Below are 23,710 nucleotides of genomic sequence, written 5' to 3'. Positions count from 1 at the left end.
GACGAATTGCGCGATGAACACCTTATTTAATGACCCGGGAGCCAAATAAAAATGAAAAGCCCTGTTGTGAAAAAGACGTTTGCCCTGTGGGTGACCCTGTTGTCGCTGGCCTTTGCCGGCCTGGCGTTTGCTGCCAGTGATGTCGATCTCAGTAAGTCTCCGGAAGTGTCCTCGACTGCCAGCGGGCCGATCTCGATGCCAAAGCAGCAGGAACGGATGGCGCTGAACTACGTTAATCAGCCGCCGATGATCCCGCATAGCGTGGATGGCTATCAGATCAGCAAGAACACCAACCGCTGCCTGCAGTGCCACGGCGTGGAACATTACCGCACCACCGGTGCACCGCGTATCAGCCCGACGCATTTTATGGACCGGGACGGCAAGGTGCTGAGTGAAGTCGCGCCACGTCGCTATTTCTGTCTGCAGTGCCACGTACCGCAAACCGATGCGGCGCCGATTGTCGGCAATGATTTCCAGCCCATGCCGGGCTTTGGGCATTAAGCGGGGGAGCTATGAGCGAAGACAAACACACCACCACTGAAAAAAAGCCCGGCCGCCTGTTGCGGATCTGGCGCTGGTGGCGCAGGCCAAGCCGCCTGGCGCTGGGTACGCTGCTGTTGCTCGGCTTTGGCGCCGGCATCATCTTCTGGGGCGGTTTTAATACCGGCATGGAAGCAGCGAATACCGAACAGTTCTGTATCGGCTGTCATGAAATGCGCGAAAACGTCTATGAGGAATACATGGGCACGGTGCATTACAACAACCGCAGTGGCGTGCGCGCCACCTGTCCGGATTGCCACGTGCCGCATGAGTGGGGGCCGAAAATGCTGCGTAAGATTAAGGCCAGCAAGGAGTTGTACGCCAAAGCGTTCGGGCTGATCGATACGCCACAGAAATTTGACCAGCATCGGTTAGCGATGGCGAGCAATGAATGGGCACGAATGAAGGCCAATGACTCGCAAGAGTGCCGCAACTGCCATAATTTTGAATATATGGACTTTACCGCGCAAAAAACCGTGGCGGCGAAGATGCACGACAAGGCGATAACCGAAGGCAAAACCTGTATCGATTGCCACAAGGGGATCGCCCATAAGCTGCCGGATATGCGCGACGTACCCAACGGCTTCTAAATACTTTTGAGGGTAAAAACCCCGTGGTTCTGTATGAGCTACGGGGTTTTTTGTTGCAAATCCGTTGTCACTTCGAAGCTTAATCGCGGTATCATTTTTGCGTTTCAGCTAACGGAAAAGAAGAAGGGTTCATGTCGGCGAAAATTGAGAATGTGAAAAAAGAGCTGTTGTCGGATAACTGGTATGTACTGCACAAATATACTTTTGATCTCAAGCGCAAGGATGGCGGTTCCGTTCAGCAGATGCGCGAAGTCTACGATCGCGGTAATGGCGCAACCATTTTGCTGTATAACCGCGCCAAGGGCACGGTGGTACTGACCAATCAATTCCGCATGCCGACCTATGTTAACGGCAATGAGAGTGGCATGCTGCTGGAAGCCTGTGCGGGCCTGCTGGATGCGGATTCACCGGAACAGTGCGCGCGACGTGAAGCGGTGGAAGAAACCGGTTTTCAGGTCGGTGAGGTGAAGAAGGTTTTCGAAGCCTATATGTCGCCGGGTGGCGTGACTGAAATTATTCATTTCTTTATCGCCGAATACCATGACGACGAACGTCATGCGGCCGGTGGCGGTATCGAAGACGAAGATATTGAAGTGGTGGAACTGCCCTTCACCGAGGCGGTGGCGATGATCGCCGACGGGCGCATGAAAGACGGCAAGACCATTATGCTGCTGCAGTACCTGCAAATTCACCGCATTATGGACTGAGACAGACTATTCATCTCGCCGGCGAACGGCGAGATGAATCCAATGTGCGTTAGTTAGGCTTGTGGGCGTTAGGCTGGATTGTCGAGGGTTTTTGCACCATCGTCGGCATGTACAATGAGTAACAGAGCCGGTTATTGTTTAATTGCTTGCTTCTCCTCAGCTCGCCTGGCGTGGTTTTTAACTGTTTTTTGAATGTCCGAGTAAAAACCTGTTGAGAGTCAAAGCCATAATCCAGTGCGATATCCATGATTTTTCTGTCGGTAAATCTCAGTGCGATCGCCGCCTCAGTGACGCGCCGCATTCTGATATCTTGGGCAAGCGTTAGCCCTGCATGCAACTTGAAAAGCCGTTGAATGTGGAATCTGCTGTAGCCGGATTTTTTTGCAATGGTCTTTATATTCAGCTCGGCTCCCAAATTGCCCTCTATCCATTTAAGCATCTCATTAATAAAAATCTTCATATTAATTGCCATGGAAAACTCCTTTTATCGCATAGACTTTTGGGGGCGTTCATGTTCTGTCGTTTTGGGTGAATGACCTCTGATTTATAAAAAGAATGCTGGCGGTGTACGGGGTGAGACCCTGACGTCATACATGGCGATAGGGAAAGATACCGTCGAATAGGAGATCAATTTCATTAGGGGTTAACAGCGATGAAATATCGGTGCCGTTGACATACCAATAGGACAGCGAGTGGAAACTGTTCTCTTTGAACATGGCGTCTAACGTGCTGGTGGCGATAGTGATCGGGACATAAACCAGATTATTCTTTATCATGGCGTGCAGCTTATGTTGTCCTAAAATCAAACCCAGTTTGAATGCATAGTGAATGATGGCATCTGAATTGGTGGAGAGCAGGCGTTGCAGGTTAATCACCATAATGTCATGTGAGATAACCTTCACGATAACGGCGATTTCGGTCTCTTCATCCCAGATTAAAATATCCCCATCCGCCAGCCTGCTGTTGGGTGGCATAAATATGGCCAGTTTCAGCCCATCATGGGTAGAGTGTTGATGACATTCTTTTTCCAACTGTGCCGAATCCAGGATGAGGTAGTCTGGAGAGGTTCCACGGATCTTGTCTTGCCACTCTTTGTTCTTATTTATGTTTCCAAGTATTTCACTGATAATAATCATGGCGCTTCCTTCATGTTGAGTGTAACTATCCATGTGTAATTGTTCTTGGTGATTCCAAATGCGGAAGGATACATTTTCTTTTTGTTTTTTTATTTTGATATTTCTGACTATTTAAAATAGGAATGAAAATTACACGCTATATTCGTATCGTTCAATCTATTAATTTCTTTCTTTTGATCGATTAAATCTATCGGTATCATCGATCAAAAAGTAAGTTTCGATAGCCATTGACTATTGTATTATGATGCTTTTATTTATAACGATATGATTGTATTGAATGTTTTATTTTTTCTATTTAAATGTGCCCGACTTGAACGAAGGATCAAAGTCTCATTGGTTATATGAGGTGTTTATTAATGTGCTGTTTTGCAATAAAAATAATGGCATTAAAAATCAATAAATGGCACCGCAACTGATTTCTTAATAAACTATCGCGGGAGTTATTTTATTTTAATTATATCTTTATGGTTGCTGTGACGTCAGTTTTAATAAAACAAAGGTATAAGATACCTGATTATGATTAACTCAATTGGGGGTAAGGGGGAATATGAGATATAAAAAGAGCTTCAGCCAGAACGAAAAAGCCCGGCAATGTGCCGGGCTGATGGCTTCATCCTCTCCAGGGGGAGAGGGAACTATTTCAGCAGTGCCTGCGCCTTGGCCACCACGTTGTCCACGGTGAAGCCAAACTCTTTGAACAGCTGCTCTGCCGGGGCTGACTCACCGAAGCTGGTCATGCCCACGATGGCGCCGTTCAGGCCAACATACTTGTACCAGTAGTCCGCGATACCCGCTTCCACTGCCACGCGGGCAGTCACTGCCGCCGGCAGCACGGATTCACGGTACGCCGCATCCTGCTTGTCGAACGCGTCGGTAGACGGCATGGAGACCACGCGCACCTTACGGCCGGCCGCAGTCAGCTGGTCTGCCGCTTCCACGGTGATACCCACTTCCGAACCGGTGGCAATCAGAATGACGTCCGGTGTCCCGGCGCAGTCTTTCAGCACATAACCGCCACGGTAAACGTTGGCCAGTTGCTCTGCGGTACGTGGCTGCTGGGTCAGGTTCTGACGGGAGAAAATCAGCGTGGTCGGGCCGTCGTTGCGCTCGATGCCGTACTGCCAGGCTACCGCCGATTCCACCTGGTCACACGGACGCCAGGTGCTCATGTTCGGGGTCACGCGCAGGCTGGCCATCTGCTCAACCGGCTGGTGCGTCGGGCCGTCTTCGCCCAGACCGATGGAGTCATGGGTGTAAACGAACACGTTGCGGATTTTCATCAGCGCCGCCATACGCACCGCATTACGGGCGTATTCCACGAACATCAGGAAGGTCGCCGAGTACGGCAGGAAGCCGCCGTGCAGCGCGATGCCGTTGGTGATGGCGGTCATGCCGAACTCGCGCACGCCGTAGTGGATGTAGTTACCCGCCAGGTCTTCGTTGAGTGGCTTGGAGCCGGACCACATGGTCAGGTTGCTTGGTGCCAGGTCAGCGGAGCCGCCGAGGAATTCCGGCAGCACCTTGCCGAAGGTTTCCAGTGCGTTCTGCGAGGCCTTGCGGCTGGCGATATTGGCCGGGTTGGCCTGCAGTTTTTCCACGAAGGCTTTGGCTTCGGCTTTCCAGTTGGCCGGCAGTTCACCGTTCACACGGCGTTTGAACTCGGCAGCCAGTTCCGGGAAGGCTTTCGCGTAGGCGGCGAACTTGTCGTTCCAGGCCGCTTCTTTGGCCTTGCCGGCTTCTTTGGCATCCCACTGGGCATAGATGTCCTGCGGGATTTCGAAGGCGGCGTATTTCCAGCCCAGCGCTTCGCGGGTGGCGGCCACTTCGGCGGCGCCCAGCGCAGCACCGTGCACGTCGTGGGTACCGGCCTTGTTCGGGGAACCGAAACCAATCACGGTTTTGCACATCAGCAGCGACGGCTTGTCGGTGACCTTGCGGGCTTCTTCAATGGCGGCCTTGATGGCGTCCGGGTTGTGGCCGTCAACGTGACGCACCACGTGCCAGCCGTAGGCTTCAAAGCGCTCGGCGGTGTTGTCGGTGAACCAGCCTTCGACGTGACCGTCGATGGAGATGCCGTTGTCATCGTAGAACGCGGTCAGTTTGCCGAGCTTGAGGGTACCGGCCAGCGAACAGACTTCGTGGGAGATGCCTTCCATCATGCAGCCGTCGCCCATAAAGGCGTAGGTGTGGTGGTCGACGATGTCATGACCCGGGCGGTTGAACTGCGCGCCCAGGGTGCGTTCGGCAATGGCGAAACCGACGGCGTTGGCGATACCCTGACCCAGTGGGCCGGTGGTGGTTTCCACGCCTGGGGTGTAGCCGTATTCCGGGTGGCCCGGGGTTTTGGAGTGCAGCTGGCGGAAGTTTTCCAGCTCGCTCATCGGCAGGTCGTAGCCGGTGAGGTGCAACAGGCTGTAAATCAGCATGGAGCCATGGCCGTTGGAGAGGACGAAGCGGTCACGGTCAGCCCAGTGCGGGTTGGTCGGGTTGTGGTTCAGGTAGTCACGCCACAGGACTTCGGCGATGTCCGCCATGCCCATAGGTGCACCCGGGTGGCCGGAATTTGCTTTTTGTACGGCGTCCATGCTGAGTGCGCGGATGGCGTTGGCAAGCTCTTTACGAGAGGACATGTTTTACTCCAGTGTGATTACAGTTCAGCGGCCAGCATATCTTCCAGCTTTTGCTGGTCAACGGCGAACAGGCGGATACCTTCGGCCAGTTTTTCAACCGCCATGGCGTCCTGATTGTGCTGCCAACGGAAGTCAGCTTCGGCCAGTGGGGCAGGCTGATGGAAACCTTCGGTGGATGGCGTCAATTTACGCTCGACCGGTTGCTCGCTGTGCTTGAGTTGTTCCAGCAGGTTTGGTGCGATGGTCAGGCGATCGCAGCCGGCCAGGGCCAGAATTTGCTCTACCTTGCGGAAGCTGGCACCCATGATCACCGTCTGATAACGGTGCTGTTTGTAGTATTCATAAATGTTGCGCACTGATTTCACGCCAGGATCCTGCTCTGCGTCGTAGTCAGCCGCAGGCTGTTTAGCCTGATACCAGTCATAGATACGGCCAACGAAAGGTGAAATCAGGAACACGCCGGCTTCGGCGCAGGCGCGGGCCTGGGCGAAAGAGAACAGCAGCGTCAGGTTGGTATTGATGCCTTCTTTTTCCAGCTCCTCGGCGGCTTTGATGCCTTCCCAGGTAGAAGCCAGTTTGATCAGAATACGTGACTTATCGATGCCCTGTTGCTGATACAGCGCGATCAGTTTGCGTGCCTTGGCCACGCACATACCGCGGTCGAAGGACAGGCGGGCATCCACTTCGGTGGAAATGCGGCCCGGTACGCTTTTCAGGATTTCGACGCCGATATTGACCGCCAGTTTGTCGCAGGCATTAATCAATTGGGTTTCTTTGCTGCCACCTTGCTGGCGGGCATAGCTCAGGGCTTCGAGGATCAGTGGCTTATACTGAGGCAGTGCAGCGGCCTTCAGGATCAGTGAAGGGTTGGTGGTGGCGTCTTGCGGTTCGAACTGGCGGATCGATTCGATATCGCCGCTGTCGGCTACCACCGTGGTTAGCTGCTTGAGTGCATCCAGTTGATTCATTTATAAGCTCCTTGACCAAACGTCAATGTAGGGAAATGAGAACGTTTTCCATCGTAGGCTGCACACACTGCATCAGAAGCCCGCCGATTAAAATGCGCTTTTTCTGATTGTTGCAATGGATAAGAACTATGGATCCCCGAAAACCAGGCTTATAGCGGAGACAGACAATAAAAAAGGGTTCAGCACCCGGCTGAACCCTGCGGTATTCCCCCTCCTTATTATTTAGTCAAATTAACGTCAATTGCCTGATAGAAGGCATTGGCCGTATCTGCCACATCCCACACGGCGAGGATCACGTGCGAACCACTACGGTCTGCCGGTATGTTGCAGTGGTGGGTGACCTGCGCTGCAGGGATCGCGCCGCCGTCGTTCTGTTGGCAGAACGGCGTCAGGTCAAACGATGCACGGGTCAGCGGCTGGGAGGCATCCCAGTTTGGTTTGGTAATGAAATAACGCCAGCTGGTGGTGCTATGGCGAGCCGTAAGCGTCCAGGTGAAGGAGTTGGCACCGGTGTGCAGGTTGATCTTGTTCCAGCGGGTCGGCGTTTGCTGATCCAGCTCGAAGAAGGTGGATTTGTCGGCGCTGGCGATATGCCCATCTGCCGGACCGGCCTGTGGGAAGCCTTTCAACCCTTCAACACTCTGCGGTTCGTATTGCACGCTGCCGCACTGGGTATTGAGCTGCAGCTTGCACTGGTAGGAACGACTGGCCGGGGTTTCGACATAGCCGTGGGCGGAAGCCTGCTGTGATACGCCGAACAGTGCGGCGCTCAACAGGCCAAGAGACATAAGGGTACGAGAAGTATTGTTCATAAGTCACTCCTGACTGAAGTTGTATTGTAAGTGGGGTTTATTTCACCGGTGAAATGAGAGGTTATTAACGAAATTAAAAACATCATTCTTGGCGGCTTGTTTTATTTTTACTCTTAGTCTCGGCTGTCAGGATGGAATGTTTTATAGGCTATTAACTAAAATTATTATGATGATTGCCTTTCGTTTCTTGGTTGAATTTATTTAAATACTGCTGTCTAAAAAAACGGCGTCATGATGAATTTTATTTAAAGGTTCGATGAATAGTCTTTCAGATGACGCTCTCCGATATGGAGTATATTGCTTGTGGTTTTACTTACTCTTGTGTGACTTGAACGATTTTTACGCGCCAACCACTTGGGAATTTAGTGTCAATTTTTTCTTATTTTATTTCAAAGAGGAATTTGTATGACTAGATTATCCCTGGATGCGATTAAAATAATCAGCACCATAAAAAGTACCGGCTCTTTCTCAATGGCGGCGGAGGCACTGCATAAAACGCCGTCGGCGATATCCTATAGGGTTTCCAATATTGAAAGTAAACTCTGCGTGAAACTTTTTCATCGTAATGGCCCGATGATTACCCTGACAGATGAAGGGGAATTCCTGTTGCAAGAGGGCAGCTGGATTTTAAATGCGGTGCAGGATCTTGAGAGTAGGGTAAGAAACATCCCGAAATTCGATAATAATATCCGCATCGTCGTCGATAATTTCTTTCCACTGGAAACTATCACCCAGGATATCCGTGACTATATCCAGCACAGCCCAAATGCCAACATTTCCGTACAGCGTGAAGCACTGAATGGTACCTGGGACGCCCTGAAGAACAACCGGGCGGATTTGATTATCGCCATCGGTCAGATCCCGGACAGCGTGCAGGCCAAAACGCTGATGCTCGGCAAACTGAATTTTGTGCTCTGTGTTTCACCTTCGCATCCCTTTGCGGCGCAGAAAAAGCCGGTGGATAAAAACCAGCGGCTGAACGATATCGTGGTGGTGATTGCCGACAGCAGCCACGAACTGCCCAAGCGTAACCACGGCACCATGCCGTTACAGCGCCAACTGGTGGTGTGCGACGTCGAAAGTAAGCTGTCGCTGTTGAAGCGCGGCATTGGCCACGGCTTCCTGCCACCGGCGCTGATAGAAAAAGAGTTGGCGAGCGGTGAGCTGGTGACGGTGCCGGTCGATATGCAAAAGGGGGACGAAATGATTTGGCTGGCCTGGCACCCGGCCAGCAAGGGCGCCGGATTTAGTTGGTGGCATGAGCGACTGACGCGTAAAAGCGACGTCTTTAGCCTGATGGGACGCGAAGTGATACGTGACGGGGGTTACCCTTGGTGTAACAACTGAGGGAATTGACCACGAAGGGATGCGAAAATTAAACGTTTAATGCAATAAAAACCCCGTTGCCATCGGCCCCGGGGTTTTTTAATGCGGCAACCTGCCGTTATGCCACGCGGCCCACTTTCAGCCAGGCGCTGTCCGAGCCGGGTACGGAAGTGATGAAGCCCCACTTGGTCTGCCAGACATAGCCAAGATAAGACACCAGCGCCCCCTGGTTATAGGTGGTACCGGCAACGTAAGCCGGGGCGCTCATGATCGGTAAATTACCCGGACCAACGCCGGTATAACGCAGGCCGGTGCCCATATCCAGTTGACTGTCATCGTAGTCCGCCGCGTTGAAATAGCGGTCCAGCGACGCCAGCAGGTCACCGTTACGGTTATCCTGACCCAGATGCCAGAACATCACGCCGCCCAGTTGCTGCTGCTTGATGTACTTCGCCTTGTACTTGAAACTTTCGACGTCGTCGTAGGTGACGAACAGGCCATTGGCCGCGTGATACAGGTACGGCGTTTTGGTCTTGTCGTTCCACAGGCGCTGATAGCCGTAGTTGCCCAATAGCATTTGTTCCAGTTGGCGGTAGGAGGCGATGCGCGGATCCTTATCGCGCACACACTCTTCACAGCCCACCAACCAATAGTCGGTGCCCGGGAACGGATCTTCCCCCGGGGTGCTGTGGCTGCTGTACTGGCCGCCGTTGCTGCTGCTGACGCCCTTGAACGCGCGACCGTAGAACGGCACGCCCATAACGATCTTGTTGCTTGGCACGCCTTCCAGCATCAGATGCTGTTGCACCGCCGCATCTACCGTCAGGCTGAACGGGCTGGGGAAGGCGCGGGTCAGTTCTTCCCAGCTCCAGCCCAGGTTGGCTTCACGCAGCGCGTTATAGAAGGTTGGCCCGGCGCTGTCGCCGAACAGTCCCGCCTGGTGGTTGGTGATTTTCTCCCACGGGCCGGCCAGATCGTAGGTCATCAGGTTGATGTAATCGAGTGAGGCGACGATCTGCGGCAGCTTGCTGTAGTAACGCGACAGGAAGAAAGCGCCGCCGGCCCCGGCAATGGTCAGTTGGTAAGGCAGCGCCTGACGACCGTCAGCCTGGGTTTGCTGGTTCAGCAGGGTGCGGATCTCCTGCAGCGCGGCGACAAAGCCGTCCACCTCGCTGCTTTGCGGATATTCCCAGTCAATGTCTACGCCGTCAAAACCGTAATCTTTCATGATGCGGACGCAGGATTGAGCGAATTTGGTACGTGCCGCCGGGGTTTTCACCGCGTTGACATAGTTGGCATGGGAAACGCCCAGGTCGTTGGAGTAATACCAGCCACCGATGGAGAACATGATCCGCAGGCTGGGGTTGTGTGCCTTCAGCGCGGTTAACCGGCTGACCACGTCGCGCGCCTTGGCGTCGTTAGTCGCCGGGTCCCAGGCGCACTCCAGATTGCTGTTAATGTCGAGGAACGAGAAATTAATGTGGGTCAGCTGTTTGGCCTTGGCCGGTGTGATGTTGGACACCGGGAATGGCACAATTGAAGTATCAGACTCGGTATAGTTATTAATTTGGTTGGTCGGAATAAAATAATAACCAATAACGGCTTTACGTTCGGACATGGTATTTCTCCAGGGTTGAGGTTTGTTGTTATTGAGAGCCATTCTCTCGCCGCTATTAATGTTTATTTTTCCAATAAAGAGAAGTCGAAAAAAATCACAGTAAAGATGAATTTTTTATCGCTCGACGCCGTTATTTCCCACGAGTTGTTGTGCCATGGCTGAGCATGAATCAATTTGAACTTAGAGGCTGTATTTATTCATTTGCTTTGTTATAGCATCCTTAACTAGATTCTGAATGTACCGATATCCCACCGGCCGTGATTGGCAGTTAATTAAAATAAAATAGGAGTTCAGCTATGTCCAGTTTAGAGCCAGACGCTGTTGGCTTAATTATCCAGCGAGCATGTGAATATCTGCAGCCGGTGATGAATGCCATTTTGGCGGGCATCATGGCGTTATTGCACGGAGCTTACCGCAACGTAGGTATGCGGCGCCGACTATTAAATGCCGGCATGTGCGCATTATTGGCCTGGACGGTACGCGATGCATTAGCGCTGGCCGGGCTGGAATTAAAGTGGGCGAATCTTGCCAGCGTACTGATTGGCTTTCTTGGGGCCGATTATATCAGCGCATTAATTAAAAAAATCATAGGAAAAAAAACGGGGCTTAAAAATGATAAATGAAATTGAAGATATTCGGTTTACCGCACGCAGTGAGGCGAACTTAATTGGCGTTCACCCGGATCTGGTACGGGTGATACGGCTGGCACTGCATTACTCGTTGGTGCCGTTTTCCATCACCGAGGGGCTGCGTACCATGGCGCGTCAGCGTGATCTGGTACGCGGTGGTCAAAGCCAGACGTTGAAAAGTCGGCATTTAACCGGTCACGCGGTGGATGTGGTGGCGATGCCGGCGGGAGTGGTGTCTTGGGAATGGGACTACTACGCGCAAATCGCGGTGGCGGTGCGCCGTGCGGCACGCGAATGTGCGGTTAACGTTGAGTGGGGGGGCGAATGGAAAACGCTGAAGGACGGGCCACACTTCCAGCTTTCCTTCAGGGATTACCCGGCATGAGCGGCTGGCTGAGCCGGTTGGCGCAGGGGGGATTGTTGCTGCTGCTGTTGGCAGCCATCTGCCTGGCCGCTTATAGCTCGATGTTGTCGCATCGGCTGGATCTGATGCGACAGCAGGCAAGTGAACAGCAAAAGACCCTGGCGCAGCAGGCGGGGTTGATTGCCACGCTGCAAACTCAGGATGCACAGAACCGGGCGCTGATGGCGGCTCAGCAGCAGCAGGAACAGCAGTTGCGTCAGCAAAGCGACGTCTACCAGAGGAAATACCGTGAAGCGATTAAAAATGATGCCTGTGCTGGGCAGCCTATGCCTGGCGCTGTTATTGAGCTCCTGCGCCCAACCCCCGCAGACGGCAGCACCGGTGGTGCTGTTGCCTCCTGAGTCGGTGTTTACTCCGTGCGAGCAGCCGCAGCTGCTGGGTAACACCTGGGGCGATGCGCTGAGTTACACGCTGGCACTACAAACCTCGTTACAAATTTGCGCAGGCCGGGTGGCGACGCTCAATGCCTGGCGTGCCCAACTGCCGTCGCACTGACGGTATTCAGACTACTGATGATGCCCGATATTAGGGAGAGCGTGCCGAAGGGGTCGTAGCAGCCTTGGCTGCCGGAGCGCCCCTCGGTGCGCTAGGCCCGGGTATCTCGAGCTAAAAAACAACTTTGTTATCAAACTCACTATCAGTCGCACTGACGGCAGTGTTTTTCTTTTCCCTCCTGTGGTACTTCTTTTTTTACTTTTAAAAAACTATTTCGATCAAGGTTATGGCCCGCTTCAAAGTTTGTGACGTTTCTCTCACTATACTTAAAGGCTGTGCCCTGCCATTGTACGTGAGCGCCGCTGGCGGTCATTTGGACGCGCAGCAAGGCGCGGGTCGTGAGGTTTGGTGGGCCAAATAAGCGACTCGTAACACAGATGCGCGTTCAAATGGCCCCAGCCCTTCGGGTCGCGCCCCAAAAGCCCGTACTCCGCGTTGTCGGGTTTGAACATAGGCCCGCTATGCTCTGCTCCCTCTGCCTTGATTACGGGCTTTTGGGTCTGCGACGGCGCCACGGACAATGACAGGACGCAGCCTCATAGCCTTAAAGGTTTACAAGTCTTACCTCAACATAAAAGCAAAAAGCATAGGAACCCATAATGGACGAACAGCTCAAACAGAGTGCGCTTGATTTTCACCAGTATCCGACCCCAGGGAAGATCCAGGTATCTCCAACCAAACCGCTGGCAACGCAACGCGATCTGGCGCTGGCCTACTCGCCGGGCGTTGCAGCCCCTTGTCTGGAAATTGCTGCCGATCCTCTCGCGGCCTACAAATACACCGCACGCGGCAACCTGGTGGCGGTGATTTCCAACGGTACGGCGGTGCTGGGGCTGGGTAATATCGGTGCCTTGGCCGGTAAGCCGGTAATGGAAGGGAAAGGCGTCCTGTTCAAGAAATTTTCCGGCATCGACGTGTTTGATATCGAAGTGGATGAGCTAAACCCTGACAAGCTGATCGACATCATCGCCGCGCTGGAGCCCACCTTTGGCGGCATCAACCTGGAAGACATCAAAGCGCCGGAGTGTTTCTACATCGAGCAGAAACTGCGTGAGCGCATGAAAATCCCGGTATTCCATGACGATCAGCACGGCACCGCCATTATTACCACCGCCGCAGTGCTGAACGGCCTGCGGGTAGTGAAAAAGAATATTTCCGACGTGCGACTGGTGGTTTCCGGTGCCGGCGCGGCGTCGATCGCCTGTTTGAACCTGCTGGTAGCGCTGGGGTTGCGCCAGCAGAACATTACCGTCTGCGACTCCAAAGGGGTTATCTACAAAGGTCGCGACGCCAACATGGAACAGACCAAAGCGGCCTACGCCATCGAAGACAACGGCCAGCGGACGCTGGGGGATGCTATCCCGGATGCCGATATCTTCCTCGGCTGTTCCGGTCCGGGCGTGTTGACCCAGGATATGGTGAAAACCATGGCCAGGGATCCGTTGATCATGGCGCTGGCCAACCCGGAACCGGAGATCTTGCCGCCGCTGGCGAAAGCCGTGCGTCCGGATGCCATTATCTGTACCGGCCGTTCCGACTACCCGAACCAGGTCAACAACGTCTTGTGCTTCCCGTTCATCTTCCGCGGTGCGCTGGACGTGGGCGCGACCACCATCAACGAAGAAATGAAGCTGGCCTGCGTGCATGCGATTGCCGATCTGGCACTGGCAGAACAGAGCGACGTGGTGGCTTCGGCCTATGGCGATCAGGACCTGTCATTTGGTCCTGAATACATCATTCCAAAACCTTTCGATCCGCGCCTGATTGTTAAAATCGCCCCGGCGGTTGCCAAGGCGGCGATGGAGTCCGGCGTGGCGACACGTCCGATCGAAGACTTTGATGCCTACGTCGAAAAACTGTCCGAGTTCGTCTACAAAACCAACCTGTTCATGAAGCCGATCTTCTCCCAGGCGAAGAAAGAAATGAAGCGCGTGGTGATGGCGGAAGGGGAAGAGGAAAGGGTACTGCATGCGACTCAGGAACTGGTGTCGCAGGGGCTGGCCTATCCAATCCTGGTCGGTCGTCCGAGCGTGATTGAAATGCGGCTGCAAAAACTTGGCCTGCAACTGACGCCGGGTAAAGACTTTGAAGTGGTGAACAACGAGTCCGACCCACGCTTTAACGAATACTGGGGCGAGTATTACCAGATCATGAAGCGTCGTGGCGTATCTCAGGAACAGGCGCGCCGTGCGGTGATTGGTAACCCAACGCTGATCGCTGCCATCATGCTGCATCGCGGCGAGGCGGATGCGATGATCTGCGGCACCATCGGCAGCTATCACGAGCATTACGACGTGGTCGAGAAAGTGTTTGGTTTCCGCGAAGGGGCGCACGTTGCCGGGGCGATGAATGCGCTGCTGCTGCCAAGCGGCAACACCTTTATTGCCGACACCTATGTCAATGACGATCCGACGCCGGAGCAACTGGCAGAAATCACCCTGATGGCGGCGGAAACCGTGCGCCGTTTCGGGATTGAACCCAAGGTGGCGCTGCTGTCTCATTCCAGCTTTGGCTCTTCCGATAACCCGGCGGCCTGCAAGATGCGTAAAACGCTGGAGCTGGTGAACAAGATGGCACCGGAGCTGGAGATTGACGGTGAGATGCACGGTGATGCCGCGCTGGTGGAAAGCATCCGTAACGATCTGATGCCGGATAGCCCGCTGAAAGGGGCGGCCAACGTGCTGATCATGCCGAATATGGAAGCGGCGCGTATCAGCTACAACCTGTTGCGCGTATCTTCTTCCGAAGGCGTTACCGTGGGGCCGGTGCTGATGGGGGTATCGAAACCGGTACACATCCTGACGCCAATCGCCTCGGTACGCCGCATCGTCAATATGGTCGCGCTGGCCGTGGTGGAAGCGCAGACCACGCCGTTATAAGCCTTGAGTGACTATAAGCCTTAAGTGACTACAAGCCTCCAGCGTTTCGGCGCCGGAGGTTTTTTTATTTTATGCCCTGCAGCGTGTGGCGATCCGGTGGATATCCTGCGGTGTCGTGCGGCAACAGCCGCCAATCAGCCGGGCGCCGATGCGTTGCCATTCGCCAATTTGATCAATCAGGCTGCCGTGTGCCCCCCCACAGGCATGCCAGGTTTTACTTACCGCGTCGTAGTGTTCACCCGAGTTCGGATAGACCAGCAGCGGCTTGTCAGCCAGTGCGGCAAATTGCTGCAGCGCCGGGGCCACATTTTCCAGCGCAATGCAGTTAATGCCAATCGCCAGCACCTGTGGATTCGCCTGCAGCGCTGCCATGACCTCGGTCAGCGGCGTCCCGTCGCTGAGGTGTTGACTGTCGCGCAGGGTGAAAGCGAACCAGGCACCGAGGGTTGGGAACTCTTCCAACAGCGTCAGCAACGCCTGCAGTTCGCTGAAGGATGGCAAAGTCTCGCAGGCCAGTAAATCCACCCCGGCCTCGGCCAGTGCGCTGATGCGCGGGCGGTGGAAGGCGATCATCTCTTCCTGCGGCAGCGAGTAATCACCGCGATATTCAGATCCATCGGCCAGATAAGCGCCATAGGGCCCCACCGAGCCGGCAATCAGCAGCGGTGCGGCCTGTGGGTGTTGTGCCAGATAATCGCTGCGCGCCTGCTGTGCCAACTGCACGCTTTTGGCGATCAGCGCCAGTGACTGCGCTTGATCCAAACCACGGCGCAGAAAGCCTTGTGGCGTGGCCTGATAGCTGGCGGTGATGGCGCACTGCGCTCCGGCGTTGAAATAGTCGAGATGCACCTGATAAATCAGCTCAGGGTTTTCAATCAGCACTTTTGCCGACCACAGCGGATCGCTCAGATCGCAGCCGCGGGCTTCCAGTTCGGTGGCCAGTGCACCGTCTAAAATCAGCGTAGGGTGGGCGCTCAAGAGTGTGGCGACAGGGTTGTTAACCGACATGATTCTCTCCCAGAGAGGTTTTTTGCCCGGCACGGCGGGTCAGGTAATAGGCGATGTAGCACAGGGCGACAAAAGGCAGCCCGCAGTAAAGCGCAATGCGCTGCTCCGGATCGAACGCCAGCCCGACGCAGGCCAGCAGGCACAGGGTGAAACCAACGATCGGCGTTAGCGGGTAACCCGGCGCGCGGTATTTAAGACCGGAAATGGGCTGGCCGCTGCGGACATAATGACGGCGGAAAGCGAAGTGCGAGGCACAGATGCTCAACCAGACCACCACCACTGCAAAACCGGAAATTGCCGACAGCGCCACGAACACCGTGTCCGGGGCGATCACGCTGGTCAGCAATGCCAGTACGCCGCCGAGCATGCTGAAGGTCAGCGCGTTGATCGGGATACCGCGTTTATTCACGCGGGAGAAATAGGCCGGCAGGGTGCGCTGGTTGGCCAGCGACCACAGCATGCGGCCCGACGCGTACAGGCCCGAATTGGCTGCCGACAGGATGGCGGTCAGGATCACGAAATTAAAGATATCGGCGGCATAGGGCACCCCGATGCGTTCAAACACCAGCACAAACGGGCTTTTGACAATCCCGGCCTGATCCATCGGGATCAACGCTGCCAGAATAAATACCGTACCGATAAAGAACAGCATCAGGCGGATCACCGTGGTACGTATCGCCCAGGGCACCACCTTTTCCGGGTTCTCGGTTTCACCGGCGGCAATGCCGATAAGCTCAGTGCCGGAGAATGCGAAATTCACGGCCACCATGGTCATCAGGATCGGCAAGGTGCCGTTTGGCAGCCAGCCGGAGGCGGTCAGGTTATGCAGGAAGGGCGCTGGCGTGCCGTCTTTCATCGGCAGCAGGCCGAACATGGCCGCACCGCCGAGGATGATAAACGCCAGAATGGTAACGACCTTGATCAGCGAGAACCAGAATTCGCTCTCAGCAAAGAAGCGGGTCGTGACCACGTTAAGCAGGAAAATCGCCGCGCAGAAGATCAAACACCACAGCCACACCGGTGATTGCGGGAACCAATACTGCATGCAGAAACCGGCGGCGGTCAGGCTCGAACCCAGTGCGACTGTCCATGTCAGCCAGTACAGCCAGGCGACGGTGTAACCGGTGGCCGGGCCAAGATAGCGAGATGCGTAGACGTGGAAGGCGCCGGTTTCCGGCATCGCCACCGACAGTTCACCCAGGCACAGCATCACCAGATAGACCACCAATGCGCCGATCAGATAGGCCAGCAGGGTGCCGAGAGCACCGGTAGTGGAAATGATATAGCCGGTATTGAAGAACAGCCCGGTACCAATCACGCCGCCCAGCGACAGCATCACCAGATGTCGGGCCTTCATGGTGCGTTTGAACTGCCCTTCGGCGGGAACGGCTGAGTGCATAATATTCTATCCGTATAGACGTCTAAACAGCTAAATGGCCATCAGTTATACCCGCAATACTTCATGAAATCAATGTGTGAGCGGAAACCATAAAGCAAAAACCGTTATCAGCGTCTCAGGACAGGTGGCTTTCTATATGCAAATGATAATTATTATCTATAATATCGCCACTTTTATTACAAGGGCAGCATGATGAGATTTTTGATTTTATTGGCCGCGCTGGCACTGGGCGCCTGTAGTCAGGCGCCGGTTTCCTCGCCGAAAAACAACCTTGATAACCTGGGGAAAATTACCGACTTGCGCAGCGGCGAAAGTTTGTCACCCGAGCAACTGCTGACCCGATTGGCCGCTCAGCCACGGGTTATCGTCGGAGAAAAGCATGACAACCCCTACCACCACCAGATTGAACTGTGGCTGGTGGAAAACTTACCGCAGAAGCGGCCGCAGGGCAGCGTACTGATGGAGATGATTAACCCGAGCCAACAGGCCAAAGTGAGTCAGGTGAAGCAGTGGCTGCAGAGTAATCCGAGAGTGCGTGATGAGCGCGTGGCGGAGTTGATTGACTGGCAACCAGGCTGGAAATGGCCGCTGTACGGGGATTTGACGATGGCGGCGATGCGCGCACCGTACCCGCTGTGGTCGGCCAACCTGGATCGCGATGAAATCATGGCGTTTTATCAGCAGCCGGTTTTCCCGCAGGGCCAACTGTCAGTGCGTCCTGCGGTGCAGAAAGCGCTGGAAGAGACTATCCGGACTTCGCACGGTGGGAAAATTGAGCCTCAACAACTGCATGCCATGCTGGCGATCCAGCAGCAACGCGATCGACGTATGGCCGAACGTTTACTGGCCGCGCCGACACCGACGCTGCTGATTGCCGGCGGTTATCATGCTTCCAAATCGGTGGGGGTGCCGCTACACGTGCAGGATCTGCAGCCGACAGCCGTGCCAACCGTGTTGATGCTGGTTGAGCCCGGTGTACAGGTCGATAAGCAGGTGGCGGATTACCTGTGGGTTACCCCAGCGGTTAACCCTGAGGTAAATGATTAGGTTAAGACGGTGAAAAGAACTGTTAATACAAATTACAAATGATTATCATTAGCAAATGAGATCTAAAATCATTCGTAATTAAGTAATCTAATATCCCTATGCCGAGTCTGTCTTTATCTTATCCGCTCGCCTCCATGCCACAGCCGCGCTGGGCACGCGGATTTTTATGTGCGATAGCGGCACATGTGGCGCTGGTACTGCTGTTTTATTGGCCACCCCAGCCGCTGCCGCCGATGCCGTTAGCGCCACCGGCGGTGATGATGAGTTGGGCGGCGCAGATTGAAGCACCGGAAAGCCCCAAGCCGCTGCCGTTGGGTGTGCAACAGGCCGAGTCTTCTGCGGCACAACCGGCCGAGCCGCAGGAGCAGCCGGACTTGCCGAAGTTGGCGCGGGCCGAAAAGACCAAAATCAGCGTGGCTGAGAAAAAGCGAACCGAACACCAGCCACCGCAGAAAGCCCAGCCGAAGCCGGAACAGCAGGTGAAAGAGATCAGGCACGCCGCTGCATCCAGCGCTGCCGCACCGAAAGCCTTGAACATAGCCCGGCAGACGGCCGCACCGCTGAACAGCGATTCCGCAAGCAGCGAACAGGTCAGGCTGTCGTGGGAAAGCCGGGTAAAGGGAATGCTAAACCGCATCAAGCGTTACCCGCCGGATGCGCAGCGCCGCCGCCGTACCGGTATGCCGCAGGTGTCTTTTTCCGTGGATGCACAGGGACGGGTTTTCGATCTGACCTTGCATGCCCCGTCGGGTACCGCCTCGCTGGATCGTGAGGCGCTGGCCGTGGTCATGCGGGCGCAGCCACTACCGCCACCGCCGGTCGAAATGCTGCGGCAGGGCAACGTTCAGGTAACGATGCCCATCGATTTTAATCTGGCGGCGCTGGACGCCAGCCAATAATTTATTTCGTGAGCCGCGTTCTTTTGTTTACCCAAACAAAAGGGAGCTGCTGATGCCAAACTATCGTGAGGGACCATGAAACAAACACTTCTGTCGGGCCGCCAGCGTTGGCGTGCGGCCACCTATGCCGTGATTTCATTAAGCTTATTGGGCCAGGCCGCCTGGGCGCAGCCGTTGGCGCCCAGCGCCGAGATTATCCCGCACCCATTAACCGCCCAGGGGGAAACCCGGGTGGATGATTATTATTGGCTGCGTGACGACAGCCGGCAAAATAAAAAGGTGCTGAATTATCTGACGGCGGAAAACCGTTATACCGAACAGATGATGCAGCCGTATAAAAAACTGCGCGATAGCCTGTATCAGGAAATGCTGGGCCGCATCAGCCCGGAAGATCGCTCGGTGCCCTACCAACTTAATGGGTATCGCTATCAGGAAAGTTACGCGGCAGGTAAAGACTTTGCCCTGTATCAGCGTCAGGCCCTGACTGCCGATGCGCCGTGGCAAACCTTGCTGGACGCCAATCAGCGTGCGGCGGGGCAGGATTATTATCGCTTGGGTGGGATGGCGATCAGCCAGGATAACCAGCAAATGGCGATTGCTGAAGATCTGCAGGGGCGCAGGCAGTACCGTATTTCGCTGCGTGAAATCGATAGCGGAAAATGGGCGCCGGAAGTGATTGAAAACACCTCCGGTGACATGGCGTGGGCCAATGACGGCAAGACGCTATTTTATATTCGCAACCACCCGCAGACCCTGTTGCCATATCAGGTTTATCGCCATCAGTCCGGCACGCCGGTTGCGGACGACAAACTTGTCTATCAGGAAAATGATGGCGGGTTCTATTTGAGCCTGGGTCGTTCTTCTTCACGTGACTACGTCATTATTACCATCAGCGGCAATACCACTTCCGAGGCGCGGCTGATTGACGCTAATCAGCCTCTGAGCACGCCGGTGTTGTTTGCCGCGCGCAAGAACGGCCACGAGTATTATGTAGACCACTATCGCGGTGAGTTCTATCTACGCTCCAACCACCAAAGCCCGCATTTTGGTCTGTATCACACCGCGGCAGTCGGCAAGCCATGGCAGGCGCTACTGGCACCACAGGAAAAGCGCGAGGTGGAAGACTTCACGTTGTTCCGCGACTGGCTGGTAGTGAAGGAACGTGCTGATGGCCTAGTACAGCTACGGCAAATCAGTTGGGACGGTAAAACCCAGCGCAGTATTCCGTTCGACGACGCCAGCTATATGGCCTGGCTGGGCTATAACCCGGAGCCGGACAACCAGCAGCTGCGCTATGGCTATTCGGCGATGACTACCCCGACCCGCACATACCAATGGAATCTCAACAAAGGCGAGCGCACCCTGCTAAAACAGCAGGAAGTGAAGGGAGTGGATCCCAGCCAGTACCACAGCGAGCGGGTGTGGATTAACGCGCGTGACGGTGTGAAGGTGCCGGTCTCGCTGGTGTACAACAAAGCCATGTTCAAACCGGGGCACAGCCCGCTGCTGGTGTACGGTTATGGTGCCTATGGCATGAGTATGGATCCGGCCTTTAGCGCCAACCGCATTAGTTTGCTGGATCGCGGTTTCGTTTATGCGCTAATCCACGTGCGCGGTGGCGGTGAACTGGGGCAGAACTGGTACCAACAGGGCAAGTTGACTCATAAGCCAAACACCTTCAATGACTTTATCGACGCCACCCAGGCATTAATCCAACAGGGTTATGGTCAGCCGGGCCGTATTTACGCCATGGGGGGCAGTGCCGGCGGGCTGCTGATGGGGGCGGTGATTAATCAGGCACCGCAGTTATATAACGCAGTGGTGGCGCAGGTACCTTTTGTTGATGTGCTGACCACCATGCTGGACGACAGCATTCCGCTGACGGTCGGTGAATACGAAGAGTGGGGCAATCCGAATCAGCCGCAGGCCTATACGTTGATGAAGTCCTATAGCCCGTATGACAACCTGGCTAAACAGGCTTATCCGAACCTGCTGGTCACCAGCGGCCTGTATGACTCGCAGGTGCAATATTGGGAACCGGCCAAATGGGTAGCCAAACTGCGTCGTTTTAAACAGGGTGATTCAGTGTTGCTGCTGGCGACCGATATGACGGCCGGCCACGGCGGAAAATCGGGCCGCCTGACGCGGCTGGAAAATAACGCGCTGGAATACAGTTTTATTATGGCGATGGATCAGAAAACACAGAAATAACCACTTTCACCGTCGGGTAATAAGCCCGGCGGTTTATTAAAACTATAAAAAATAAATTTACCGTCGATTCCGGCGGGCTTTTTGCTGGGCATTGTCGGCCATAAAATCTTTTTGGCAATTTCTGGGGATATATGAAAATCAAATTAATAGTAAGCCTGATCGGCGCGGGAATAGCGCTGAGCGGGGCGGCGACGGCTGCGCAGAATGGGGCAGAAGAGGGAAAGGGCAAGGTCGTTTTCAGCCCGTTGAATGTTTCGGCGGCACAGAGCAGTTCCGGCAGCAGTGAAAAAGAAGCGCTGGAAAAACCCGGCGCTTTCAGCTCGCGTGGGGAAAATAAGAATCTGGAGTCGGTGGACAGCATTCTGCGCAGTATGCCAGGCACTTATACCCAGATCGACCCCGGCCAGGGTTCGGTCAGCGTCAATATCCGTGGCATGAGCGGTTTTGGCCGCGTTAATACCATGGTTGATGGCATTACCCAGAACTATTATGGCAGTTCACCCAGTGACGCGGCGCATGGCGGTTTGCCAACCAGCCAGTTTGGTGCGCTGATCGATCCTAACTTTATCGTCGGCGTTGATGTGGCACGCGGTAATGCGACGGGATCCGCCGGTGTCAATGCGCTGGCAGGCAGCGCCAACTTCCGCACCATTGGCGTGGATGACGTAGTGTTTTCGGATAATCCTTTTGGCGTGCGCACCAAGTTTTCTGTAGGTAATAACGGTATTGGCCGCAGCGGTATGATCGCCGTGGGTGGGAAAACCGACGCATTCGGCGAAGGCGGTAGCCTGGGAGCCATGGCGGCAATCAGCGGCAGTTCGATCACCTCTAATTATAAGAACGGTTCCGGCTTTGACAGTGAAGAGTTTAATGTCGATAAAACCTATCGCCAGAATCCCAAATCTCAGTTATTTAAAGTGGATATTAAACCCGACGCTTTTAATAGTATTGAACTGTCGGCCAGAACTTATCAAAACAAGATCACCCGTCGCCATATCGACAGTAATGACTTCTATATTAAATATCATTACGCCCCGTTTTCAGAGCTGATTGATTTTAATCTGACTGCCAGTACCAGCCGGGGTGAGCAGAAGTTTATGTCCGATAATATGGCGGGATTTAGCGACAGCACCGCAAAAAATATCTCGGACGCGCTGGACGTCAATAACACCAGCCGTTTCAGCCTGCAGGAGATCGACTTTGCCTTTAGCTATGGCGGCAAGCTGATCCGCAATGAATACAAGAAGCGCGCCTCCGGGCTGGTGACAGATGAAGGCCAGGCGGAAAGTTCGCCGGTGGGCATTGCAGGCAAACAAAATATAGCCAGCCTTTACAGTGGGCTGCAGCTTAATTACGGCATCTGGCAGGGTAATTTTGACCTGAACTACAGCGCCTATGATATCTCCGGCTATAAACCGGCCTGTGATGAACGCGTGGCCTGCTTCCCGCAGGGGGCCAGCAACATCAATTTGAAAGAGCACGGCTTTAACCCGGCGGTGATGTTGTCCGCACAGGTAACACCGTGGCTGCAGCCGTTCGTCAGCTACAACAAATCGATGCGTGGGCCGAATATTCAGGAAGTGTTCTTCGCCAACAGCGGCGGGCAGTCGATGAACCCGTTCCTTAAGGGGGAAACGGCAGAAACCTATCAGGCGGGTTTTAACGCCAATGCTCATGACCTGCTGTTTAAACAGGACAGCTTCCAGCTGAAGGCGGTGTATTTTGAGTCGAAAATCAAAAATTACATTTCCAGCCAGAGCTACATGGTGTGCAGTAATCGCCAAAAATGTAATCGTGCCCAGACTAGTCAGGAGGAATGGGATAACGCCGATGTGAATGTCGCCATGACCATGTACAGCAACTCATACGAGCCAGTCAGGTCGCGTGGGGTGGAAGTGGAGGCGATGTACGACGCCGGTTTTGCCTACACCAAACTGTCCCTGAGCAAGGAACACACCAGCCAGCCGACCAATCAGGCCAGCAATGTGTTCGGTGCCGGTGACATTAGCGAGCTGCCGGAGTTGTACTTCACGCTGGATACGGGTGTGCGTTTACTGGATGAGAAATTGACGCTGGGCGGGCTGGTGAAATACACCGGCAAGGCTGTGCGCCTTTCTCCCGATTCTAACGTCGATGAGAATGAGCAGTTGCTGAAAGAACCGGCGCCGCATATTCCGACCGTTATCGATCTTTACAGCACCTATCAGTTCAACCGGAATCTGCTGTTAAAATTCAGCGTGCAGAACCTGATGGACAAAGACTATTCCGATGCATTGAACAAGATGAACGCCATGCCATCGCAATCAAGAGACTTCTCACCGACCAACACCGCCCGCGGCCGAACCTATATCTTCGGCGGGGAGGTGCGTTTCTAAACGGGATGCGGGCGCAA

The 23,710-nt window shown here is 54.5% G+C and carries 22 protein-coding genes; 14 read left to right on the top strand and 8 right to left on the bottom strand.

Annotated elements, in window-relative coordinates; all coding sequences use genetic code 11:
- The first annotated feature begins 51 nt into the window (after positions 1–51).
- The 3 genes from napB (at position 52) to nudK (ending at position 1,837) form a co-directional block, all read left to right on the top strand.
- A complete protein-coding gene (napB, locus tag ACSOSI_RS18685) occupies positions 52–501 on the top strand; it encodes a nitrate reductase cytochrome c-type subunit (protein ID WP_012146197.1) in 450 nt (149 codons plus the stop codon).
- An 11-nt stretch (positions 502–512) separates the two neighbouring features.
- Positions 513–1,130, top strand: a complete 618-nt coding sequence (gene napC / locus ACSOSI_RS18680) for a cytochrome c-type protein NapC (RefSeq protein ID WP_012146196.1) — start codon at positions 513–515, stop codon at positions 1,128–1,130.
- 131 nt (positions 1,131–1,261) lie between these two features.
- Entirely contained in the window at positions 1,262–1,837 is a 576-nt protein-coding gene (gene nudK, locus ACSOSI_RS18675) for a GDP-mannose pyrophosphatase NudK (protein WP_012146195.1), read from the top strand.
- Between the two features lie 49 nt (positions 1,838–1,886).
- Here nudK and ACSOSI_RS18670 read toward each other — a convergent pair whose 3' ends face one another.
- The 5 genes from ACSOSI_RS18670 to cbp21 form a co-directional block, all read right to left on the bottom strand.
- Positions 1,887–2,309, bottom strand: coding sequence for a helix-turn-helix domain-containing protein (locus tag ACSOSI_RS18670; protein ID WP_476705931.1), 423 nt, complete (start codon positions 2,307–2,309; stop codon positions 1,887–1,889).
- 115 nt (positions 2,310–2,424) lie between these two features.
- Complete coding sequence (locus ACSOSI_RS18665; RefSeq protein ID WP_165366710.1) at positions 2,425–2,973, bottom strand: urease accessory protein UreE; 549 nt, start codon at positions 2,971–2,973, stop codon at positions 2,425–2,427.
- A gap of 635 nt (positions 2,974–3,608) precedes the next feature.
- Positions 3,609–5,603: a transketolase gene (gene tkt, locus ACSOSI_RS18660; protein WP_261131506.1), complete on the bottom strand. Its 1,995-nt coding sequence runs from the start codon at positions 5,601–5,603 to the stop codon at positions 3,609–3,611.
- Positions 5,604–5,620: 17 nt separating this feature from the next.
- Positions 5,621–6,571: a transaldolase gene (gene tal / locus ACSOSI_RS18655; protein WP_017893603.1), complete on the bottom strand. Its 951-nt coding sequence runs from the start codon at positions 6,569–6,571 to the stop codon at positions 5,621–5,623.
- A 218-nt stretch (positions 6,572–6,789) separates the two neighbouring features.
- Positions 6,790–7,383 (bottom strand): chitin-binding protein/chitosanase CBP21, encoded by a 594-nt coding sequence (gene cbp21, locus ACSOSI_RS18650; RefSeq protein ID WP_218216890.1) that lies wholly within the window; start codon positions 7,381–7,383, stop codon positions 6,790–6,792.
- A 405-nt stretch (positions 7,384–7,788) separates the two neighbouring features.
- Between cbp21 and ACSOSI_RS18645 the strand changes: the two genes are divergently transcribed.
- Entirely contained in the window at positions 7,789–8,730 is a 942-nt protein-coding gene (locus ACSOSI_RS18645) for a LysR family transcriptional regulator (RefSeq protein ID WP_012146189.1), read from the top strand.
- Between the two features lie 97 nt (positions 8,731–8,827).
- Here the strand turns inward: ACSOSI_RS18645 and chiB are convergent, their stop codons facing one another.
- Entirely contained in the window at positions 8,828–10,327 is a 1,500-nt protein-coding gene (gene chiB, locus ACSOSI_RS18640; protein WP_476705930.1) for a chitinase ChiB, read from the bottom strand.
- 296 nt (positions 10,328–10,623) lie between these two features.
- Here chiB and ACSOSI_RS18635 point away from each other — a divergent pair, with 296 nt between their 5' ends.
- The 5 genes from ACSOSI_RS18635 to maeB all read left to right on the top strand — a co-directional run bounded on the left by ACSOSI_RS18635 (position 10,624) and on the right by maeB (position 14,754).
- Positions 10,624–10,950: a phage holin, lambda family gene (locus tag ACSOSI_RS18635; RefSeq protein ID WP_012146187.1), complete on the top strand. Its 327-nt coding sequence runs from the start codon at positions 10,624–10,626 to the stop codon at positions 10,948–10,950.
- A 10-nt stretch (positions 10,951–10,960) separates the two neighbouring features.
- Positions 10,961–11,341, top strand: a complete 381-nt coding sequence (chiX, locus tag ACSOSI_RS18630) for an L-Ala D-Glu endopeptidase ChiX (protein ID WP_476707282.1) — start codon at positions 10,961–10,963, stop codon at positions 11,339–11,341.
- The gene (locus ACSOSI_RS18625; protein WP_476705929.1) at positions 11,338–11,721 is read left to right on the top strand and encodes a hypothetical protein; all 384 of its coding nucleotides are present in this window, start codon (positions 11,338–11,340) and stop codon (positions 11,719–11,721) included. Before chiX ends, ACSOSI_RS18625 begins: the two co-directional genes overlap by 4 nt.
- Entirely contained in the window at positions 11,702–11,875 is a 174-nt protein-coding gene (gene lysC, locus ACSOSI_RS18620; RefSeq protein ID WP_037424075.1) for an Rz1-like lysis system protein LysC, read from the top strand. Before ACSOSI_RS18625 ends, lysC begins: the two co-directional genes overlap by 20 nt.
- Before the next feature lie 599 nt (positions 11,876–12,474).
- Positions 12,475–14,754, top strand: a complete 2,280-nt coding sequence (gene maeB / locus ACSOSI_RS18615; protein ID WP_012146184.1) for an NADP-dependent oxaloacetate-decarboxylating malate dehydrogenase — start codon at positions 12,475–12,477, stop codon at positions 14,752–14,754.
- Positions 14,755–14,823: 69 nt separating this feature from the next.
- Here the strand turns inward: maeB and mmuM are convergent, their stop codons facing one another.
- On the bottom strand, positions 14,824–15,762 hold the full coding sequence (mmuM, locus tag ACSOSI_RS18610; RefSeq protein WP_476705928.1) for a homocysteine S-methyltransferase: 939 nt from the start codon (positions 15,760–15,762) through the stop codon (positions 14,824–14,826).
- Positions 15,752–17,161, bottom strand: a complete 1,410-nt coding sequence (gene mmuP, locus ACSOSI_RS18605) for an S-methylmethionine permease (RefSeq protein WP_012146182.1) — start codon at positions 17,159–17,161, stop codon at positions 15,752–15,754. The genes mmuM and mmuP overlap by 11 nt, the downstream gene beginning before the upstream one ends.
- 192 nt (positions 17,162–17,353) lie before the next feature.
- Between mmuP and ACSOSI_RS18600 the strand changes: the two genes are divergently transcribed.
- The 5 genes from ACSOSI_RS18600 (at position 17,354) to ACSOSI_RS18580 (ending at position 23,693) form a co-directional block, all read left to right on the top strand.
- Positions 17,354–18,208, top strand: a complete 855-nt coding sequence (locus ACSOSI_RS18600) for a ChaN family lipoprotein (RefSeq protein WP_476707281.1) — start codon at positions 17,354–17,356, stop codon at positions 18,206–18,208.
- A gap of 98 nt (positions 18,209–18,306) precedes the next feature.
- Complete coding sequence (locus ACSOSI_RS18595) at positions 18,307–19,107, top strand: energy transducer TonB (protein ID WP_476705927.1); 801 nt, start codon at positions 18,307–18,309, stop codon at positions 19,105–19,107.
- A 75-nt stretch (positions 19,108–19,182) separates the two neighbouring features.
- The gene (locus tag ACSOSI_RS18590; RefSeq protein ID WP_476705926.1) at positions 19,183–21,318 is read left to right on the top strand and encodes a S9 family peptidase; all 2,136 of its coding nucleotides are present in this window, start codon (positions 19,183–19,185) and stop codon (positions 21,316–21,318) included.
- Positions 21,319–21,513: 195 nt separating this feature from the next.
- On the top strand, positions 21,514–21,567 hold the full coding sequence (locus ACSOSI_RS18585; protein ID WP_371257926.1) for a hypothetical protein: 54 nt from the start codon (positions 21,514–21,516) through the stop codon (positions 21,565–21,567).
- Positions 21,568–21,689: 122 nt separating this feature from the next.
- The gene (locus ACSOSI_RS18580) at positions 21,690–23,693 is read left to right on the top strand and encodes a TonB-dependent receptor domain-containing protein (RefSeq protein ID WP_476707280.1); all 2,004 of its coding nucleotides are present in this window, start codon (positions 21,690–21,692) and stop codon (positions 23,691–23,693) included.
- The last annotated feature ends 17 nt before the right edge of the window (positions 23,694–23,710 follow it).

The sequence above is a fragment of the Serratia sp. AR11 genome (genome assembly GCF_056376275.1).
This window is presented reverse-complemented; position numbering and strand designations above follow the sequence as displayed.